Raw genomic sequence first — 17,381 nt, 5'->3', positions numbered from 1 at the left:
CACTCTCGACGTCGAGGCAGAATCAACGGTAACTTATGAGCCCTGGTTTCGACCTGTTCTTCGTGATCGGAGCATGTTCCCATGTCAATCTCCCCCGAATCTCCCAGCAACATCGCCGTGCCCATCTTCGACCGGATTGGCGGCTACGAGGCCCTGGAGGCGGTCGTCGCCGACTTTTACACCCGGGTGCTCGCCGACGACCGGCTGGCCGGGTTCTTCACCGGCGTGAACCTGAACCGGCTGCGCGGCAGGCAGGTCGAGTTCTTCGCCACCGCGCTCGGCGGCCCCGACCCCTACACCGGCGCCCCGATGAAGCAGGTGCATCAGGGCCGCGGCATCACGCTGGCACACTTCGGGCTGGTCGCGGGGTACCTCGCCGACGCGCTCACCGACGCCGGGGTGCCGCGCGCGCTCACCGAGGAGATCATCGCGGCGGTCGCACCGCTCGCGGGCGATATCGCCTCGGGCTGAGCCCGGCTCAGCCCTCGAACGCCAGCCCGGCGGGGAGCGGCTCGGCGGCCGGGTCGGAGCGCAGGTCGGCGCTGTTGGCCACCAGGGCGAGGCAGAGGTAGGAGCCGGCCACGAAGAGCAGCTCCAGCAACTCGGCGGCATCGTGGTGCGCGGCGAGCTCGCGCCAGGTGTCGTCGCCCACTCGATGCCCGGCGAGCAACTCGTCGGCGGCGCGCAGCAGCAGCCGCTCGTGGTGCGGCCAGAGCGCGGCCTCGGGGCCGTGCTTCACCGCGGCGACCTCCTCCGGGGAGAAGCCGTGGCGCAGCGCGATCCGGACGTGCTGCTCCCACTCGTAGCGGCAGCCGGTGCGCCAGGCCACGCGCAGGATCAGCAGCTCGCGAATGCGCGGGTCCAGGGTTCCGCGCTCCAGCAGCAACCCGTTGTAGCCGAGCCAGGCGGCGGCCAGCTCGGGGTGGTGGCCGAGCACGCCGAGGATATTCGGCAACGGCGGGGCATCCGGGGCGCCGGAGAGGTAGCGGTCGGCCATGCCGACCCGGCCGCGCAGTAGTTCGCGGGCGCTGTCGCTCCACTGCTCGAGCGGCAGCGGGGGCAGCCGGGGATCGCTGGGCACCCGCTCAGCGTAGCGGAGGAACGCGCTCGCCCTCGACGGTGCGCAGGAAATCCTCGATGACCGCGACGGTCTCGGCGTGCCCGGTGTCGATGTCGAAGAACTCCTCCATCCGGAGCAGCCGGGAGACGCTGGACATGAGCATGACCACCGTCGTCGCCGTCCACGGCGCCGGCACCTCGGGGTACCCGGCCAGAATCCGCCCGACCTCCTCGAGCTGCAATTCGCGGAACCGCCGCGACGAGTCGGCGATCTCGGCCCGGATCGTCTTGCGGTGCCCGGCCATCGAGATGAACTCCATGGTGAGCGCGGTCCGCGACTGCTCGTGGATGGCCTCCCACAGCCCCCACAGCGGCTGCGGGTCGGCGAAGACCTCGCGCTGCCGCCGGTAGCTGTGCTCGGCCCCGCGCCGGAACAGCTCGACGAAGAGGTTGTCCATGGTGTCGTAGTAGTAGTACACCAGCCCCGGATTCACCCCGGCCCTGGCGGCGAGCCGGCGCGAGCTCACCGCCGCGTACCCCTCGTCGAGCATGATCTGCTCGGCCGCGTCCAGCAGCGCGACCCGGGTGGCCGCGCCATCGGCCCTGCTCGCCCGTTCGGTCTTCACCGCCACCTCCGTCGACCCTTGACATCCCGCTCCGGCCAACCCTATAACTTTAACCACCCGATCAATTTAACCGGGTGATCAAACTAGCCGAACGGAGACGCGATGGCACCCGGCACCCCGGCGACGGTCACCGTCCGCTGCGGCAGGCGCACCGCCACCGGCGAGCACCGGGACGGCAGCACGGTGCTGCAGATCGCCCGCACGCTCGGGCTGAATCCACCGTCCTCCTGCGAGATGGGCAACTGCGCGACCTGCATCGCGCGGGTGACCGAGGGCAGCGCGGTCATGCGGATCAACGACGCGCTGACCGAGGACGAGGTGGCCGAGGGCTGGGTGCTCACCTGCCAGGCCGTGCCCGCGACCCCGCTGCTGCGGGTCGACTACGACGATTAGGAGCCAACCGATGCCCGCACCCCACACCTCCGTGGTCACCGGCGGCGCCTCCGGCATGGGGCTGGACATCGCCCGGCGGCTCGCCGCCCGCGGCGACCGGGTGGCGATCCTGGACCTGGACGGCGCGGGCGCCGAGCGCGCCGCCGCCGAGATCCGCGACAAGGGCGATTCCGCGATCGGTTTCGCCGCCGATGTCACCGATCGAGAAGCCGTCGACGCCGCCCTGGGCGCCACCCGCGCGGCCTACGGCCCGGTGGACGTCCTGGTCACCAGCGCCGGGCTGGTCGCCTTCGAGCCCTTCACCGAGATCTCGCTGGAGTCCTGGAACCGCGTGGTCGAGGTGAACCTGACCGGCACGTTCCACTGCGTGCAGGCGGTGCTGCCGGACATGCTGGCCCGCAGCTGGGGCCGGATCGTCACCATCTCCTCCTCCAGCGCGCAGCGCGGCTCGCCCGGCATGGTGCACTACACCGCCTCCAAGGGCGCGGTGATCGCCATGACGAAGGGGCTCGCCCGCGAATACGCCGCGCGCGGGATCACGGTGAACACCATTCCGCCGTCCGGCATCGACACCCCGATGTCGCGCGCCTCGCAGGCCACCGGCCACCTGCCGGACAGCGCCACCATGGCGAACGCGATCCCGGTCGGCTTCCTCGGCTCCGGCGACGATATCGCCGCGGCCTGCGCATTCCTCTGCTCCGACGACGCCCGCTACATCACCGGCCAGGTGATCGGCGTCAACGGCGGCACCGTCATCTGACCCGACGAAGGAGTACCGCGATGACCGATTGGCCCAAGCCCGCGGCGGGCAGCTGGACCGAGCACTACCCGGACCTCGGCACCGGACCGATGTCCTTCGAGGACTCGGTCTCCCCCGAGTTCTACGAACTCGAGCGCACCGCCATCTTCGAACGCGCCTGGCTCAATATCGGCCGGGTGGAGCAGCTGCCGAAGGTGGGCAGCTACTTCACCAAGGAGATCGCCATCGCGCGCACCTCGATCCTGGTGGTGCGCGACCGTGAGCAGCAGATCCGCGCCTTCCACAATGTGTGCCGGCACCGCGGGAACAAGCTGGTGTGGAACGAGTTCCCGCGCGCGGAGGTCAAGGGCACCTGCCGCCAGTTCACCTGCAAATACCACGGCTGGCGCTACGGCCTGGACGGCGGATTGAGCTTCGTCCAGCAGGAGGGCGAGTTCTTCGACCTGGACCGGGGCGAGTTCGGGCTGGTGCCGGTGCACTGCGAGATCTGGGCCGGGTTCGTCTTCGTGAACCTGGCGCCGGAGCCGCCGCAGCCCCTCACCGAGTTCCTCGGCCCGATGGTCGGCGCGCTGGCCGACTACCCCTTCGACCGGATGACCGAGCGGTACGACTTCAAGGCGGAGAACGCCAGCAACTGGAAGCTCTTCGCCGACGCCTTCCAGGAGTACTACCACGTGCCGGGGCTGCACTCGCAGCAGGTGCCCGGCGCGGTGCGCAAGCCGGACAGCGGATTTACGTGCGCGCACTACCAATTGGACGGCCCGCACCGCATGGTCAGCACCGGCGGCGCCCGGCGCTGGACGCTGCCCGAGGAGTTCATGTACCCGATCGAGCGGGTCACCCGCAGCGGCCTGGTCGGCCCGTGGGAGTCGCCGGACATCGGCGAGCTGCCGCCCGGGATCAACCCGGGCCGCATCGATCCGTGGGGTATCGACAATTTCCAGATCTTCCCGAATGTCGAGATCCTCTTCTACCGCGGCTGGTACCTGATCTACCGCTACTGGCCCACCTCCCACAACACCCACACCTTCGAGGGCACGCTCTGCTACCAGCCCGCCGACTCGGTGCGCAAGCGGATCGAGCACGAGGTCTCCTCGGTGGTGTTCAAGGAGTTCGCGCTGCAGGACGCGGGGATGCTCACCGGCACCCAGACCGCGCTCGAGCAGGCGTACCGCACCGCGGGGATCACCGACTACCCGGTGAACGACCAGGAGATCCTGGTGCGGCACTTCCACAAGGCCGTCGCGGACTGGGTCGGCGCGTTCCACGGCGCGGGGGCCACGCGATGACCATGCTGCCCCCGGCCTTCGCCGAGTTCGAGCGCTTCGCCCCGACCTGGTGCCTGGCCACCGAGTCCGAGCGCTGGAACCGGCGCCTGGCCAGCTCGATGGCCGAGCTCACCGACTTCTACGACGCGTTCTTCCCGCGGCTGGACGACGCCATCGTCTACTGCGACAAGTTCCCGCTCGACGACCTCCCCGACGACGCGCTGAACCTGCTGCACCTGATCTATTCGCTGGTCCAGGCCGCGATGGCAGTCGAAATCTTCCAGCAACCCGCCCCGGTGGACAGCGCCGACGCCTATCTCGACCGGGTCGGCGAGCCGACCCCCTGAACGGAGACGACCATGACGACACTCACCGTCGAGAAACTGGGCCGCGAGGTCGGCGCCGAGATCATCGGGCTCACCCCGGAGCGGCTGATCGGCGACCCCGGCGTGCCCGCCGCCATCCGGCAGGCGCTGGAGGACAACGGCGTGCTGGTCTTCCGCGGCCTGCACCTGGACCCGGAGACCCAGGTGGCCTTCTGCCGCACGCTCGGCCCGATCGACACCTCCCCCGGCCACCACCCGGTGGACGGGATCTACCGGGTCAGCCTGGACACCGCGAAGAACTCCTCGGCGAGCTACCTGCGCGCGACCTTCGACTGGCACATCGACGGCTGCACCCCCGAGGACGACGCCTACCCGCAGATGGCGACCATGCTCTCGGCGAAGGCGGTGGCCGAGTCCGGCGGCGAGACCGAATTCGCCAGCACCTACTCGGCCTACGACGATCTCGACCCCGCCGAGCAGCAGCAGCTGGCCGGGTTGCGGGTGGTGCACTCGCTGGAGGCCTCGCAGCGCCGCATCACCCCGGATCCGACCCCGGAGCAGCTGGCGGCCTGGCGGCGGCGCCCGGTGCGCGAGCACCCGATCGTCTGGACGCACCGCTCCGGGCGCCGCTCGCTGGTGCTCGGCGCCTCGGCCGGCGAGGTGGTAGGGCTGGACGCCGAGCAGAGCCGCACCCTGCTCGACAGCCTGCTGGCCCGGAGCACCGCGCCCGAGCGGGTGTACCGGCACGAGTGGACCGTGGGCGACACGGTGATCTGGGACAACCGCGGCGTCATCCACCGGGCCGCCCCCTACGACCCCGGGTCGCCGCGCGAGATGTTGCGCACCACCGTGCTCGGCGACGAACCCATCCAGTAGAGGAGAACGACCATGCCGCGTTGGCCCAAGCCCCCCGAGGGCAGCTGGACCGAGCACTACCCCGACCTCGGCACCGACCCCATGTCCTACGAGGACTCCATCTCGCCCGAGTTCTACGAACTCGAGCGCAAGGCCATCTTCGAGCGCGCCTGGCTCAATGTCGGCCGGGTGGAGCAGCTGCCGAAGGTGGGCAGTTATTACACCAAGGAGATCGACGCCGCCCGCTCCTCGGTGATCATCGTGCGCGACCGCGACAAGCAGGTCCGCGCCTTCCACAATGTGTGCCGCCATCGCGGGAACAAGCTGGTGTGGAACGAGTTCCCGCGCGCGGAGACCGCGGGCACCTGCCGCCAATTCACCTGCAAGTACCACGGCTGGCGCTACGGCCTGGACGGCGGGCTGAACTTCGTGCAGCAGGAGGGCGAGTTCTTCGACCTGGACAAGAGCGCCTACGGGCTGGCCCCGGTGCACTGCGAGGTGTGGTCCGGGTTCATCTTCGTCAATCTCGCCGCCGAACCGAGCCAGACGCTGCGCGAATTCCTCGGCCCCATGGTGACCGACCTGGAGGGCTACCCCTTCGACCGGATGACCGACCGCTTCAGCTACCGGGCCGAGGTGGGCGCCAACTGGAAGCTCTACATGGACGCCTTCCAGGAGTTCTACCACGCGCCGGTACTGCACGCGAGCCAGTCGCCGGACAACTACGCCACCGCCGCCCAGTCGGCCGGTTTCGAGGCGCCGCACTATCAGCTCGAGGGCCCGCACCGGCTGGTCAGCACCTCCGGGGTGGTGACCTGGGAGCTCGACCCGAGCATGCGCAAACCCATGGAGGACATCACCCGCAGCGGGCTCTTCGGTCCGTGGGACCAGCCGGAGCTCGGCGAGATGCCCAGCGGGCTGAACCCGGCGAAATGTGATCCGTGGGGGCTGGATTCGTTCCAGCTCTTCCCGAACTTCACCATCCTGATCTGGTCGGCCGGCTGGTACCTGACCTACCACTACTGGCCGACCGCCTACAACCGGCACATCTTCGAGGGCAACCTGTACTTCGTCCCGGCGAAGACCCCGCGCGAGCGGGTGGCGCTGGAGATGGCGGCGGTGACCTTCAAGGAGTACGCGCTGCAGGACTCCAACACCCTCGAGGCCACCCAGATCTCGCTGGAATCCCGTGCCGTGCGGCGCTTCCCGCTGAACGACCAGGAGATCCTGCTGCGGCACCTGCACAAGGTCGCGGGCGAGTGGGTCGGCGAGTACCGGAGCGAGGCGGTCCGATGAGCGCGCTGCTGCCCGCCGACTTCGCCGACCTGGAGCAGTGGGCCGAGACCTGGTCGCTGCCGACCGAGCCCGAGCGCTACGACCGCCGGATGGCCAGCTCGATGCCGGAGATGCAGGCGTTCTACGACGCGATCACCCCGCGCGCCGAGGCCGCCCTGACCTACCTGGACCGGTACACCCTGGACGACCTGCCCGACGACGGCCGCAGGCTGATGTGGCTGCTGCACTCGATGATCATGGTCTCCTTCCCGGTGGAGGTGTGGAGCCAGCCCCGGGTGCCGGATTCCGGCGCGGCCGCGCTGCACTGCGTGATCGAGCCGCGGCCGTGACCGTCGTCCTGCGCGCCGCCCGGTGGGTGGATGTCGCCACCGGCGAGGTGCACTCCCCCGCCGTGCTCGTGGTGCGCGGCGAGCACATCGCGGCGGTGGATCCGGAGGTCGTCCCGGACGACGCGGTGCTGCACGACCTGGGCGACGTCACCCTGCTGCCGGGGTTGATGGACATGGAGATCAACCTGCTCATCGGCGGCCCGGAGACCCCGACCGGGCTGCCGCTGCCGATGCACGGCGTGCAGGACGACCCGGTCTACCGCACGCTGCGCGCCACCGTGAACGCGCGCATCACCCTGGAGGCCGGGTTCACCACCGTCCGCAATCTGGGGCTGATGGTGAAGACCGGCGGCTACCTGCTCGATGTCGACCTGCACCGGGCCATCGAGCAGGGCTGGTTCCCCGGGCCGCGCATCCACTCCGCCGGCCACGCCATCACCCCGACCGGCGGGCACCTGGATCCCACCATGTTCCAGCGCCTCGCCCCGCACATCATGCCGCTGGCGGTCGAGGAGGGCATCGCCAACGGGGTGGACCAGGTGCGGCATGCCGTGCGCTACCAGATCAAGTACGGCGCCCAGCTCATCAAGGTCAGCGCCTCCGGCGGGGTGATGTCGCACAGCACCGCCCCCGGTATCCAGCAGTACTCCGACGACGAACTCGCCGCCATCGTGGACGAGGCGCACCGGGCCGGGCTGCACGTGGCCGCGCACGCGCACGGCGACGCCGGAATCCGGGCCTGCATCCGCGCCGGGGTGGACTGCATCGAACACGGCTCGCTGGCCAGCGACGACACCATCGCCATGATGGTCGAGCACGGCACCTTCCTGGTGCCGACCAGCTACCTCTCCGAGGGGCTGGACGTGTCGAAGGCGCCGCCCGCGCTGCGGGCCAAGGCCGCCGAGGTCTTCCCGCAGGCGCGGCGCATGCTCGGCAAGGCCATCGAGGCCGGGGTGAAGATCGCCTGCGGCACCGACGCCCCGGCCGTCCCGCACGGCGACAACGCCAAGGAGCTGTGGGCGCTGGTCGACCGCGGCATGACCCCGGCGCAGGCGCTGCGCGCGGCCACCGTGGTGAGCGCCGAACTGCTCGGCGTCACCGACCGCGGCCGGCTCGAACCCGGGCTGCTCGCCGACATCATCGCCGTGCCCGGCGATCCCACCCTCGACATCACCCGCACCCAGCACGTCAGCTTCGTCATGAAGGGCGGTGTGGTGCACAAGGACACCACCGCCGACCTGCTCGTGCACTGACCAAGGAGTCACCATGCCGACCGGAATCCTCCTCGTCGAATCCAGCCCGGCCTCGGCGGACGACGCCGCCGCCTACCACGACTGGTACGAGAACACGCACCTGGCCGAGATGTGCGAACTGGAGGGCGTGGTCGCGGCCCGCCGCCTCGCCGTGGTCGGCGCGGACAGCTACATCGCGCTCTACGAGATCGAGGCCGACGATCTGGACGCCGTGCGCGCCGGGCTCGGCGCGGCGTCGCGCTCCGGGCGGATGTCGCCGCCGGTGGGGCTGCGGACCGACCCGCCGCCGACCGTCCGGCTGCTCCGCGACATCGCCGCGTTCCGGCCCTGACGTGGCCACGCGGTCGCCGCACACCGATCAGCGGCAGTACCACGACCGGCTGTACCTCGGCGGGCGCTGGCAGCCGCCCACCGGTGACGGCGTCATCGAGGTGGTGTCGCCGCACACCGAGGCGGTGATCGCCCGGCTCGCCGCGCCCGCCACCGCCGATGTCGACGCCGCGGTGCTGGCCGCCCGCGAAGCCTTCGACCACGGCCCGTGGCAGCGCACCCCGGTCACCGAGCGGGTCGCCGCGATCCGCGACCTGGCGGAGCGCTACACCGCCCGCGAGCCCGAGATCGCCGCCCTGGTGACCGCGGAAATGGGGGCGCCCGTGCGCTTCTCCCGCTCCGCGCACGCCCGGCTTCCCGGGGTGATGATGCGCGCGCTCGCCGATGTCGCGGCCGGTTTCCCCTGGGAGGAGACCCGGCCCGGCTACCTCGGCGCCGACGTGCTGGTCACCCACGAACCGGTCGGCGTGGTCGCGGCGATCGTGCCGTGGAACATGCCGGTCTTCCTCACCGTGGCCAAGCTGATTCCGGCGCTGCTCGCGGGGTGCAGCGTCGTGCTCAAGCCCTCCCCGGAGACCCCGCTGGACGCCTACGTCATGGCGGAGCTGCTGTCCGAGAGCGGGATTCCGCCCGGCGTTGTCTCCATCCTGCCCGGTGACGGCGCGCTCGGCGCGCACCTGGTCGCGCATCCCGGCGTGGACAAGGTCTCCTTCACCGGCTCGACCGCGGCGGGCAGGCAGGTCGCCGCGGCCTGCGCGCCCGCGCTGCGCAGGGTGAGCCTGGAGCTGGGCGGCAAGTCGGCGGCGGTCGTGCTCGACGACGCCGACCCGGAGAAGGTCGCGGCAGGCGCCCAGGTGTCCGCGCTGATGAACGGCGGCCAGGCGTGCGTGGCGCAGACCCGGATCCTGGTGCCGCGCAGCCGCTACCGCGAGCACGTCGAGGCGCTGAGCGAGATGGTCTGGACGTTGCGGGTCGGCGACCCGGCCGACGAGGCCACCGATATCGGCCCGCTGGTCTCCGCCCGCCAGCGCGACCGGGTGCACGGGTACCTCGAGATCGGGCTCCGCGAGGGGGCGAAGGCGGTGGTCGGCGGCCCCGGTGCCCCGCCCGGCTGCGAGCGCGGCTGGTACGTCCGGCCCACCCTGTTCACCGAGGTCACGCCGGATATGCGGATCGCGCGCGAAGAGATCTTCGGCCCGGTCATCACCGTGCTGGGGTACGACGGTGACGACGAAGCGGTCGCCCTGGCCGATTCCACCGAGTACGGCCTCTCCGGCTCGGTCTGGTCCGCCGATCCCGGCCGCGCCCTCGCGGTGGCCCGCCGGCTGCACAGCGGCACGATCGGGATCAACGCCGCGTACAGCATGGACCCGGTCGCCCCCTTCGGCGGCGTGAAAGCCAGCGGCATCGGCCGCGAGTTCGGCCGCGAGGGGCTGGCCGGCTACCTCACCACCAAATCCGTGTCCGGAATGTAGAGGAGACGCCGTGCAGCTGTCGTTCGGCCCCGAGGTCGAGTCGTTTCGCGCCGAGTTCGCCGCGTTTCTGGACGAGCACCTGCCCGAGCCGGGTGCGCCGTCCCGTTCCAGCGCGGACGTGCCGGCGTGGGCGCGGCGCTGGCAGCGGCTGCTCTTCGACAGCGGCTGGCTGCTGCCCGCCAACCCGCCCGAGTTCGGCGGGCGCAACGCCAGCGTGTTGCAGCAGTACGTGCACCTGGAGGAGCTCTCCAAGCGGCGGATCTACCACTCGTTCAATCCGCAGGGCGTCGGCATCATCGCGGCCTCGCTGCTCTCCTTCGGCACCGAGGAGCAGAAGCGGGAGTGGGCGGTGCCGATCCTGCGCGCTCAGATGACCGCGTCACTGGGCATGAGCGAGCCTGGTGCGGGCTCGGACCTGGCGGGGTTGCGGACCCGCGCGGTCCGGGACGGCGATGTGTACGTGGTGGACGGGCAGAAGGTGTGGACCTCCGGCGCGCACGACGCCGATGTCCTGCTCACCTTCGTCCGCACCGACCCGGCCGCGCCGAAGCACAAGGGCATCAGCGTGCTGCTGATCCCCACCGACACCCCCGGCGTCACCCGCCGCCCCTTCCCCTCGATCTGCGCCCGCGACGACCTCGACTTCAACGAGGTGTACTTCGAGGGCGTCCGGGTGCCGGTCGCCAACCGGGTCGGCCCGGAGAACGGCGGCTGGACCGTCGCCAACGGCTCGCTCGGCCACGAGCGCACCCTGCTGTGGCTCAGCCACGCCGACCGGCTCTCCGACCTGCTCCGCGACTTCACGCCGATCTCGGCACACGACCACGACGCCTACGCCACCAGCGTCATGGACCTGTTCGCCCTGAAGCTGCTCGGCTCCGCGGCCCTGTCCCGCGCCGCCCGCGGCGAACCGGACGTCGCCGCGCTCTCGGTGCTCAAGGTGCTCGGCTCCGAAGCGGTGCAGGCCGGCACCGAACAGGCCCTGACCAGCCAGGCCGCCGGCGGCCTCCGGCACCCCGCCCTCAGCGCCCCGCCCGGCCCGCACACCATCGGCCACTTCGCCAGCGGCTGGTTCGAGCGCTACACCAGGACCTTCGCGCACACCATCGCCGGTGGGACCTCGGAGATCCAGCGCAGCATCATCGCCCAGCGCGTCCTCGGCCTACCGCGGGCCTAGCTTCTCCCTGAGCGCCCGCAGCGCGGGCAGGTAGTCCTTGTTCAATGCCTGGATCGCCACGTGATCCGCGCCCGCGTCCAGGTGCGCCAGCACCCCGTCCGCGACCTCGGCGGGCGAGCCGTGCACCGCCAGCGTGTCGATCAGCTTGTCGCTCCCCGGCTCGGCCAGATCCTCCTCGGTGAACCCCAGCCGGCGCAGGTTGTTCACGTAGTTCACCAGCCCCAGGTACATCGGCACCATCCCCCTGGCGATCTCCCGCGCCCGCTCCGCGTCCTCCTCGAGCACCACCTTCTGCTCCGCCACCAGCAGGGAGCCCGCGCCGAGCGTCGCCCTGGCATTCCGGGTGTGCTCCGGCGGGGTCAGGTAGGGCAGGGCGCCCGCCGTCCGGTCGCGGGCCAGCTCCAGCACCCGCGGCCCCAGCGCCGCCAGCGCCCGCCGCTCCTTCGGCACCCCGGCGTCGTCGAGTTCGTCCAGGTACTGCACCAGCGCGTCGTACGGCTTGATCGCCTCCGTCCCGTTCGCCTCCCGATGCCCGGCGCCGACACCGAGCAGGAAGCGGCCCGGGAACCGCTGATCGATCCGGTGGAAGGACTCCGCCGTCCGCTTCGCGGCCGCCGTCCAGATATTGACGATGCTCGTCCCCACGACCAGCGAATCCGTCGCCTCCAGCAGCGACTCCACCACCGGGAGCTCCGCCGGGGGCGATCCGCCCAGCCACAGCGCTCCGAACCCGAGTTTCTCCAGTTCGCGGGCATCCTCGGGGGTGAACCCCTGGTACCCGCGCCACACACCGAACTTGCCGAGATCGTATGAGGACATATCCGGGCCAACCCGGCCGGGCGCCGCATCTATTCCGCTCACGGCTCCAGGAAGAGAGTCTCGTTCGGCAGTCGTGGCGTCCGGACATCGCCGTGCACCGCGATTCGCACGGTTTCTGCCAGACGGTGCCGTTCGAGGTCACAAACAAAGATCAGTGCTGCCGTGAGGCAGGCGACGAATTCGAACTCGATGCCGTCGAGGGTGAGCGTGAGCCAGATGTCCGGCTCCCCGGGGTGAGGAGACCGCCCAGCCCACTGAGCCAGTGCCCGGGCGGTACGGGCGATCAATTCGGGCGCAGGCCGAGGGTGAGTCGCAAACGGAGGTGGAATCGACTTGGCCTGCCGCTGTGGGAGCGCCCTCGCCGCGGAGCCTCGAGGACCGGGATCTGTCACCGAACTCCCCCCGACTCGTGAAGCCGATGTTCCCGGCACCAGCGCACCGCACGCACGATCTGGTCCCTGGAGGGCAGATAGCTATCGGTAGGTGCCACGATCCACCTGCGAAGCCCTTCAGGACTGGGAAGGGGGATGGTTGCCGCGTCGACGATCCCGGCATTCGCCTGATCGAGATCGCAACGGGGACGAATATCAGGCAGATCAGGCTGCGCAAGGAACATCCACCGCCCACCGCTCGGGTATGCCGAGACCGGCCCGCACCTCCCCGGCACTTCATGCATTCGGACTCGTACAGTGGCACCGAGCCGTGGCGGCATGGTCACCGCGCAGAGTTCGTGGTTGCGAACTCGGATCGGTCCGTCTCCGTCGATGCCGACGCATGCCTGCATCCCGCAGACCTCGCGGTAGTGCCGCAGCAGCTCTTCCACCGTCGTCCCCCTTGAGAGTCTCTGGACTCGCACTCGTTCCCCCTTCGGTTGCCAGCGGCACCCGGATGCCCCGCTCAGTCGTATGTCACGAACAGCAGACGACGCCGCCCCTTGGCACCGGCACGATTTTGGGTTATTCATTCGAGGTAGCTCGAATCCTCAGCGCAGCAACCGGACTCACCCTCGAATCGACCCGAAGCAAGCCGTCTGCCAACCAGGAAGAAGACCCGCATTGCCCAAGAACCAGGGACCGGATACCCAAGATCGTGGAACCGCGAGCGGGGTACCTGCTCGCACCATCCAGGCAGGTTCGACGCTCCCGCGACGCCAGCTCGCGCGCCATCTACGGGAGTTGCGGCAGGGCACCGGTATGACGATCGCCGAGGTCGCCAAGCGCATCGAGCGGGGCTACAGCACTCTGCAACGACTCGAGTCCGGCACCGCGGACCGAATCCGGCTATGGGACATCGAGGCCCTGTGCCAGGTATTGGGCGCGGACAGCACCACCACCGAAGCGTTGAAGGGGTTGGCACAACAGGGGAATCAGTCGAACTGGTGGCACGAGTACGGCGACCTCATCCCACCCGAATTCGACGTCTTCATCGGACTGGAGGCGGCTGCCGCCCGGCTCACCTCCCACCACGAACTCGTCCCCGGCCTGCTCCAAACGCCGTCCTATGCCGAAGCTCTCTTCCGCGCGGCGTACCCCCACGACGCATCGTCCGAGATCGCCCGCCGCGTCGAGATGCGACTGCACCGTCAGAGGCTGGTGACTCGCGACCGCTCACCGGCCGCCGTCGACACCGTTCTCGGCGAATCAGCCCTCTACCGCCTCGTCGGCAGCCACGCCGTGATGTCGCAGCAGCTCAGACACCTCGCCGACATCAGCACCCGCCCGAATGTCACGCTCCGAGTTCTCCCCTTCAGCGCAGGCATCCCCCTCGGTGAGGTGCCGGGCCCCTTCACCATTCTCGACTTCGAGGCCCACCCGAAGAGCCCGGCGGAGCCCTCGGTGGTGTACGCCGAGAACCTGTCCGGCGATATGTACCTCGAGCGGCCGGAGAGCGTCACCCGATATCGGTTGGCCTTCGAGACGGTCGTCCGCGTAGCGTTGAACCCGCAGGACAGCCGTGACCTGCTCCGGCAGGTGGCAAGGAGATAGGTGCAGTGACCGCAGACTTCTCGAATGCCCGCTGGTTCACCTCGAGCAAGAGCGGTAGCAGGGAGTGCGTCGAGGTCGCGTTCGTCGGCCAGCTTGTCGGGATTCGTGACTCGAAAAACCGAGCGGCAGGGTACATCACTCTACCCACCGATGCCTGGCACGCGTTCGTCTCCGCGCTGTGCTGCGGAGAATACCGATAACGAGTTCCGCTGCACCCTCGAACGTTTCGTGGAGATTCCCGCAGACGTCGAAGTTCCCCTTCCGCGCCACCACAGAGTTGAAGCCCATCGGGCTCAGGTGCTGTTCCGCGCTCGCAGTCGGCGCCCCGTAGGTTCCGAGTTCGAACTCGCAGACTCTGTATCGGGAGTCGAATGAAGAGGTCACACACAGTACCGCGCCCTTGCGCTACGCACAGTCCTCCGAACTGCCGACATTGCCAAGTCTCAGTCCGCCGAATTTGTGGTACAAGATGCATGCATGATTCTGACGTCCAGCATCTTCTAGAAAGACAGCCCGAGAGCGAACTAACCAGAGGGGAAATATATTGCAGTAGCGGCACTGGCGACCTTTGACGATCCGCCATAACACGGCCCGACGCGCGCACCGACGGCGCTCGCGAAATACTGATACCGAAAGAGGGACCGATGAAATCTGTAGCGATAGCAGTGACCATTGGGGCCTGCGTCGCGCTCAGCGCATGCGGTAATGTCGAAACATCCACTACAGCGACGACTACCGCAAAGGCACCGGCGGCCACCCGCAGCGCTGCGGCCAGTTCGACGTCTAATGCGAACGCCCCATTTTCCTTCGGCGAGGAAGCCGTGATGGGTGGTGGCAGTGGCGCGGTGTCGATTCGGGTCACCGTCATCGGGGTGGCGCAAGACGCCGCCCCCTCCGCCCCCGAGCCATCGGGGGGTGGGCATTGGGCGGGTGCCGAAGTGCAAACGTGCGTCGATAAATCCGACAGCCCTCTCTCTGTCGGGTGGAGCGAATGGTCCGTATCGGATTCAGAATTCGGTAACTACCCCGCCTCGAATCTGAGCTACAGCCAGTTCCCTAGACCTATATACCCGTTCGGCTCGCAAATGGTATCCGTCGGCGACTGCGTGCGCGGTTCGATCATGTTCCCGGTGCCAGACGGAGTTGAAGTGACAAAGGTGAAGTACTCGCCGAATCCCCGAGTTCAAGCAACTTGGACATCCTGATCACGTCGCTGGCCCTCTCACCGACTCCCAGCTGGGATGGCCTGCGAACATCCGATATATTGCTCGGTGCAGGATCTGGCCTCTCTCGAGTGCGCCGGTACCGAGCGTCGCTGATTCAGGCAACGCCGATGAGCGCGGGTCTTGTCTTCACAGTGCAAGGGAGGCGTCATGGCGGAGACTTTTACTACGCAGGTCGAGCTCGACGGTAAGACGGCTACCGGTCTTCCGGTGCCGGACGAGGTGGTCGAGGCGCTGGGCGGCGGGAAGCGGCCGAAGGTCGCGGTGACCATCGGGGCTCACACCTATGCGAGCAGCATCGCCGTGCGGGGCGGCGGGCACAAGATTCCGCTGAGCTCGGCCAATCGGGCGGCGGCGGGGGTAGCGGCCGGGGATAGCGTCGAGGTGACGGTCGAGCTGGATGCCGCCGAGCGGACGGTGGAGATTCCGGCGGAGCTGGCGGCGGCATTCGCGGAGAACCCCGCCGCGCGCGCCGCTTTCGACGCGCTGTCGTTCAGCAAACAGCGGCAGCGGGCGGAACCGGTGGCGGCGGCGAAGCAGCGGGAGACGCGGGACCGGCGGGTGGCGGCGATCATCGCGGAGCTGACCGGCGGCTGATCAGTTCTGGCGCGGCGCGAGTTCGGTGACGAAGCGGTCGAGGAAGGCGTCGACCGGCTTGCCGCTCGCGGGCACGATGACGAACTTGGTGAGCCCGGCCTCCAGGTACCCGTCGACCAGGCGGTGCAGGTCGGGCCAGCTGCCCGCGATGACGTCGGCGGGGTCGGTGCCGGGGCGCCGGCTGCGGATGCGGGAGGCCAGCGGGCCGGGGATGCCGTCTTCAGCGAGGAGCAGGGTGATGCCGAAGTGGTCGGCTTCGATCTCCCGGGAGGCTTCGGTGGCCTCGCGGTTGATGGCGACGACGCCCGCGGCGGCTTCGGCGGGGGTGAGGAAGCTGCCGAGCCAGCCGTCGCCGTAGCGGCCGATGCGGCGGAGAGCGGCGGGGGCGCGGCCGCCGAGCCAGATGTCGAGGGGGCGGGCGGGGCGATTGCCGACGCCCGCGCCCCGGACGGTGAAGTACTCGCCGTCGAAATCGACGTCGTCCGAACGTAATACAGCACGCAGCAGGGCCAGGGACTCGTCGAAGACGTCGCCGCGGCGACCACTCACCGGGAACAGGTCACGCTCCCCGGGACCCGCCGGTTGCAGACCGAACACCGGCAGCACCCGCTTGGGCGCCAGAGCGGCCAGCGAGGCCAGCTGTTTCGCCACCAGAACCGGGTGACGCCCGGGCAGAATCGCCACCGAGGTGCCGACCTTCAGATTCCGGGTCCGGGACAGCGCGAAGGCCATGCCGACCACCGGGTCCACCGCCGGTGAGTAGACGAGCTCGGAGAACCACAGCGAGTCGACGCCGGCCTGCTCGAGCCCGTCCACCAGCCCGGCCAGCTCGCCGGGGTCGGTGTTCGCGCCGATCCCGACGCCGAATCGAATCTTCACCCCTGCGACAACGCTCGGTCAGCGCCCGGCATTTCCGGGGCGGGTGGCGCGGTAGTAGGTGACGCGGCCGAGGGTGCGGTGCGGGTGGGAGAGCACCTGCTCGGTGTCGAAGCCCGCCGCGCGGAGGAGCGTCGGCAGCGCGTCGCCGAGGTTGCCCCGCAGGTATTCGCTGCGCAGGTAGCGGCGGGCGGCGGGCCCGTCGGCGGGGGTCATGGGGCCGCCGATGTCGGCGATGTGCAGGCGGCCGCCGGGGCGCAGGACGCGGAAGGTCTCGGCGGCGACCGCGGCTTTGGTCTCGGCGTCGAGGTGGTGCAGCATGAGCGCGGAGAGCACGCGGTCGGCGCTGCCGTCCGGGTGCGGCAGGTCCTGGGCGTAGGCGCGTTCGAAGCGGATGCCGGGGGCCTTGCGCTCGGCGCGGGCGAGGGCGCGCGGGTCGGGATCGGTGCCGATCACGTCGGCGCCGGGCACGGCGCGCTGCGCGAGTACGGTGAGATTGCCGGTTCCGCAGCCGATTTCGAGAACGGTGTGGCCGGTCTCGATCCCGGCCTGGGCGAGCAGGGTGTGGTGCACGGCGGTGCTGCCGAGCGCTCGGCTGAGCAGGTCGTAGAACGGCAGGAACAGGTCGTTGCCCGCGGCGGGGAGGTAGTCGTGCCGGTTCGCGAGGGAGGTCATGGATTCATGGTCGAGCGAATACGGCGCGGGAAGTCGGGGGATATTCGGTGGAAGTAGGA

Annotated in this window: 21 protein-coding genes; 15 read left to right on the top strand and 6 right to left on the bottom strand. The window is 69.6% G+C overall.

All coding sequences use genetic code 11. The annotated features are described in order from the left end of the window. Positions 1-81 precede the first annotated feature (81 nt). The gene (locus tag AB0H71_RS01155) at positions 82-471 is read left to right on the top strand and encodes a group 1 truncated hemoglobin (RefSeq protein ID WP_357013526.1); all 390 of its coding nucleotides are present in this window, start codon (positions 82-84) and stop codon (positions 469-471) included. Between the two features lie 7 nt (positions 472-478). Here the strand turns inward: AB0H71_RS01155 and AB0H71_RS01150 are convergent, their stop codons facing one another. Beyond that, on the bottom strand, positions 479-1,081 hold the full coding sequence (locus tag AB0H71_RS01150; RefSeq protein ID WP_357013523.1) for a carboxymuconolactone decarboxylase family protein: 603 nt from the start codon (positions 1,079-1,081) through the stop codon (positions 479-481). Between the two features lie 4 nt (positions 1,082-1,085). After that, a complete protein-coding gene (locus tag AB0H71_RS01145; RefSeq protein WP_357013520.1) occupies positions 1,086-1,685 on the bottom strand; it encodes a helix-turn-helix domain-containing protein in 600 nt (199 codons plus the stop codon). Between the two features lie 102 nt (positions 1,686-1,787). Here AB0H71_RS01145 and AB0H71_RS01140 point away from each other — a divergent pair, with 102 nt between their 5' ends. From AB0H71_RS01140 to AB0H71_RS01090, 11 genes are read left to right on the top strand one after another with little or no spacing between them, the layout of a single operon-like run. After that, on the top strand, positions 1,788-2,078 hold the full coding sequence (locus AB0H71_RS01140; RefSeq protein ID WP_357013518.1) for a 2Fe-2S iron-sulfur cluster binding domain-containing protein: 291 nt from the start codon (positions 1,788-1,790) through the stop codon (positions 2,076-2,078). Positions 2,079-2,088: 10 nt separating this feature from the next. Further along, positions 2,089-2,838 carry an SDR family NAD(P)-dependent oxidoreductase gene (locus AB0H71_RS01135; protein ID WP_357013516.1) on the top strand — a complete coding sequence of 250 codons (750 nt, stop codon included), beginning with the start codon at positions 2,089-2,091 and terminating at the stop codon, positions 2,836-2,838. A 20-nt stretch (positions 2,839-2,858) separates the two neighbouring features. Then, positions 2,859-4,127 carry an aromatic ring-hydroxylating dioxygenase subunit alpha gene (locus AB0H71_RS01130; RefSeq protein WP_357013513.1) on the top strand — a complete coding sequence of 423 codons (1,269 nt, stop codon included), beginning with the start codon at positions 2,859-2,861 and terminating at the stop codon, positions 4,125-4,127. Beyond that, positions 4,124-4,453 (top strand): hypothetical protein, encoded by a 330-nt coding sequence (locus AB0H71_RS01125; protein WP_357013511.1) that lies wholly within the window; start codon positions 4,124-4,126, stop codon positions 4,451-4,453. Before AB0H71_RS01130 ends, AB0H71_RS01125 begins: the two co-directional genes overlap by 4 nt. 12 nt (positions 4,454-4,465) lie before the next feature. After that, positions 4,466-5,308, top strand: a complete 843-nt coding sequence (locus AB0H71_RS01120) for a TauD/TfdA family dioxygenase (RefSeq protein ID WP_357013508.1) — start codon at positions 4,466-4,468, stop codon at positions 5,306-5,308. 12 nt (positions 5,309-5,320) lie between these two features. Further along, a complete protein-coding gene (locus AB0H71_RS01115; RefSeq protein ID WP_357013507.1) occupies positions 5,321-6,583 on the top strand; it encodes an aromatic ring-hydroxylating dioxygenase subunit alpha in 1,263 nt (420 codons plus the stop codon). Next, on the top strand, positions 6,580-6,912 hold the full coding sequence (locus tag AB0H71_RS01110) for a hypothetical protein (protein ID WP_357013505.1): 333 nt from the start codon (positions 6,580-6,582) through the stop codon (positions 6,910-6,912). Before AB0H71_RS01115 ends, AB0H71_RS01110 begins: the two co-directional genes overlap by 4 nt. After that, on the top strand, positions 6,909-8,165 hold the full coding sequence (locus tag AB0H71_RS01105) for an amidohydrolase family protein (RefSeq protein WP_357013503.1): 1,257 nt from the start codon (positions 6,909-6,911) through the stop codon (positions 8,163-8,165). Before AB0H71_RS01110 ends, AB0H71_RS01105 begins: the two co-directional genes overlap by 4 nt. A gap of 13 nt (positions 8,166-8,178) precedes the next feature. Continuing rightward, on the top strand, positions 8,179-8,496 hold the full coding sequence (locus AB0H71_RS01100) for a hypothetical protein (RefSeq protein WP_357013501.1): 318 nt from the start codon (positions 8,179-8,181) through the stop codon (positions 8,494-8,496). A 49-nt stretch (positions 8,497-8,545) separates the two neighbouring features. Continuing rightward, a complete protein-coding gene (locus tag AB0H71_RS01095) occupies positions 8,546-9,970 on the top strand; it encodes an aldehyde dehydrogenase (protein ID WP_357016081.1) in 1,425 nt (474 codons plus the stop codon). Between the two features lie 10 nt (positions 9,971-9,980). Then, on the top strand, positions 9,981-11,147 hold the full coding sequence (locus AB0H71_RS01090) for an acyl-CoA dehydrogenase family protein (protein ID WP_357013498.1): 1,167 nt from the start codon (positions 9,981-9,983) through the stop codon (positions 11,145-11,147). On the opposite strand, the gene AB0H71_RS01085 is transcribed toward AB0H71_RS01090, so the two are convergent. Further along, positions 11,133-11,966 (bottom strand): LLM class F420-dependent oxidoreductase, encoded by an 834-nt coding sequence (locus AB0H71_RS01085; RefSeq protein ID WP_357013496.1) that lies wholly within the window; start codon positions 11,964-11,966, stop codon positions 11,133-11,135. The genes AB0H71_RS01090 and AB0H71_RS01085 overlap by 15 nt on opposite strands. 388 nt (positions 11,967-12,354) lie before the next feature. Then, positions 12,355-12,789 carry a DNA-directed RNA polymerase subunit beta gene (locus AB0H71_RS01080; protein WP_357013493.1) on the bottom strand — a complete coding sequence of 145 codons (435 nt, stop codon included), beginning with the start codon at positions 12,787-12,789 and terminating at the stop codon, positions 12,355-12,357. Positions 12,790-13,021: 232 nt separating this feature from the next. Between AB0H71_RS01080 and AB0H71_RS01075 the strand changes: the two genes are divergently transcribed. The 3 genes from AB0H71_RS01075 to AB0H71_RS01065 all read left to right on the top strand — a co-directional run bounded on the left by AB0H71_RS01075 (position 13,022) and on the right by AB0H71_RS01065 (position 15,771). Next, positions 13,022-13,951, top strand: a complete 930-nt coding sequence (locus tag AB0H71_RS01075; RefSeq protein WP_357013491.1) for a helix-turn-helix transcriptional regulator — start codon at positions 13,022-13,024, stop codon at positions 13,949-13,951. 5 nt (positions 13,952-13,956) lie between these two features. Continuing rightward, on the top strand, positions 13,957-14,151 hold the full coding sequence (locus tag AB0H71_RS01070; RefSeq protein ID WP_357013488.1) for a DUF397 domain-containing protein: 195 nt from the start codon (positions 13,957-13,959) through the stop codon (positions 14,149-14,151). Between the two features lie 1,173 nt (positions 14,152-15,324). After that, on the top strand, positions 15,325-15,771 hold the full coding sequence (locus AB0H71_RS01065; protein ID WP_357013486.1) for a YdeI/OmpD-associated family protein: 447 nt from the start codon (positions 15,325-15,327) through the stop codon (positions 15,769-15,771). Here the strand turns inward: AB0H71_RS01065 and AB0H71_RS01060 are convergent, their stop codons facing one another. Beyond that, positions 15,772-16,650 (bottom strand): TIGR03854 family LLM class F420-dependent oxidoreductase, encoded by an 879-nt coding sequence (locus AB0H71_RS01060; protein WP_357013483.1) that lies wholly within the window; start codon positions 16,648-16,650, stop codon positions 15,772-15,774. Positions 16,651-16,668: 18 nt separating this feature from the next. Next, positions 16,669-17,322, bottom strand: coding sequence for a class I SAM-dependent methyltransferase (locus AB0H71_RS01055; RefSeq protein ID WP_357013480.1), 654 nt, complete (start codon positions 17,320-17,322; stop codon positions 16,669-16,671). Positions 17,323-17,381 lie beyond the last annotated feature (59 nt).

Origin of the sequence: Nocardia sp. NPDC050697, assembly GCF_040654395.1 — a bacterium.
In the GTDB taxonomy this organism is placed as follows: domain Bacteria; phylum Actinomycetota; class Actinomycetes; order Mycobacteriales; family Mycobacteriaceae; genus Nocardia.
The sequence above is the reverse complement of the archived record's forward strand: the minus strand, read 5'-3'. Positions and strand labels throughout refer to the sequence as shown.